Annotated in this window: 1 protein-coding gene and 1 other annotated feature; the gene reads left to right on the top strand. The window is 28.8% G+C overall.

Annotation, left to right across the window (positions count from 1 at the left end; translation table 11 throughout):
- Positions 1–118: 118 nt before the first annotated feature.
- Positions 119–368, top strand: a binding site (T-box leader).
- Between the two features lie 66 nt (positions 369–434).
- A complete protein-coding gene (trpS, locus tag I4U58_RS13715) occupies positions 435–1,460 on the top strand; it encodes a tryptophan--tRNA ligase (RefSeq protein WP_195931893.1) in 1,026 nt (341 codons plus the stop codon).
- Positions 1,461–1,786 lie beyond the last annotated feature (326 nt).

Raw genomic sequence — 1,786 nt, 5'->3', positions numbered from 1 at the left:
AACTGTAACAAATGTTACTGAAAAAACAAACAATGGCAATACTTATTAATAACATATAGTAAGTAAATTTATTGACAATTAAATTAAAAAATAATAATATTAAAATATAAATTATAAAACAAATCCATTGATAAGGAAGAGTAATTAAGTTTAGGTTCGATATAGAGAGTTGAGGATGGTGGAATCTCAACAAGAAAGAATTTAATGAATGGGCCTTTTAGGAGTAAATTGAAATCTTTATGAGAGTAGACTTTACCGTGTGTTGCACGTTATAGCAACTGAGGTATTATATAGTACTGAGAATTAAGTGATGTATTTTTTAATACATAATTTAGGTGGCAACGCGGATAAAAAACTCCGTCCTATAGTTTTAGGACGGAGTTTTTTATTATAAAAATATTTAAGACGTATCAACAATATAAGGAGATGAAAAAATGAGCAAAAAAACTATATTAACAGGGGATAGACCTACTGGAAAGCTACATTTAGGACATTATACAGGTTCTCTTAAAAATAGGGTAGCTCTACAAAACGAAGATAAATACAATATGTTCGTAATGATAGCTGACCAACAAGCATTAACTGATAATGCTAAAAATCCAAAAAAAATAGTAGATAATTTATTAGAAGTAGCTATGGATTATATGGCTGTTGGATTAGACCCAACAAAAACAAATTTATTTATACAATCTCAAATTCCAGAATTAGCAGAGCTTACAATGTACTACTTAAACTTAGTAACAGTTTCTAGACTACATAGAAACCCAACTGTAAAATCTGAAATACAACAAAAAGGATTTGGAGAAAGTATACCAGCAGGGTTCTTCATATACCCAGTGAGTCAAGTTGCTGATATAACTGCATTTAAAGCTGATTTAGTTCCAGTTGGAAATGACCAAAAACCAATGATAGAACAAACTAGAGAAATAGTAAGAAGTTTCAACACTACATACGGAGATGTATTAGTTGAGCCAGAAGGAATGTACCCAGAAGGAATAGCAGGAAGACTTCCAGGACTTGATGGAAAAGCAAAAATGAGTAAATCATTAGGAAATGCTATATACTTAAGTGATGATGCTGACGAAGTTAGAAAAAAAGTAATGTCAATGTTTACAGATCCAAACCATATAAGAGTTGAAGACCCAGGTTGTGTTGAAAATAACGCAGTATTCACATACTTAGATGCTTTCTGTAAAGATAAAGATGCATTAGAAGAAATGAAAGCTCATTATAGACGTGGTGGACTTGGAGATGTTAAAGTTAAGAGATACTTAAACGACATATTACAAGCTGAATTAGATCCAATCAGAGCGAGAAGAAAAGAATTAGAACAAAATCCAGATTATATATATGAAATTCTTAAAAAAGGTAGCGAAAGAGCAAGAGCAGTAGCAGCTCAAACTTTAAGCGAAGTTAGAGATGCTATGGGAATTGAATATTTCAAAGGTATGAACTTCTAATATAAGTTTAAAAAATATATGACAGATAATAAAAGCTATAGTTATAACTTATTAGGCATAATAATTTTAACTATAGCTTTTTTTTATAATATATAGGAAATTATATTTATTTAAAAGCTCTATATTAGATATTTTTAAGTATAAAATTTATAGGTGGATAATTTTTTTAATAATTACTTATGAATAAATTTTTTTATAGGTTAAAAAAAGTGTATTTTAGTATATATTTCGACAAAATTCGCTAATAAATACAGAAATATTAGAAAATATAGCTTTATATAAAGATGATATAGTAGCTGAATGGGCTCCAAATGAAAAGGTAGCAT

The sequence above is a fragment of the Clostridium sp. 1001270J_160509_D11 genome (genome assembly GCF_015667935.1).
Lineage (GTDB): Bacteria > Bacillota > Clostridia > Peptostreptococcales > Peptostreptococcaceae > Intestinibacter.
Note: the sequence above shows the minus strand (reverse complement) of the source record. Positions and strands in the feature narration are given on the sequence as shown.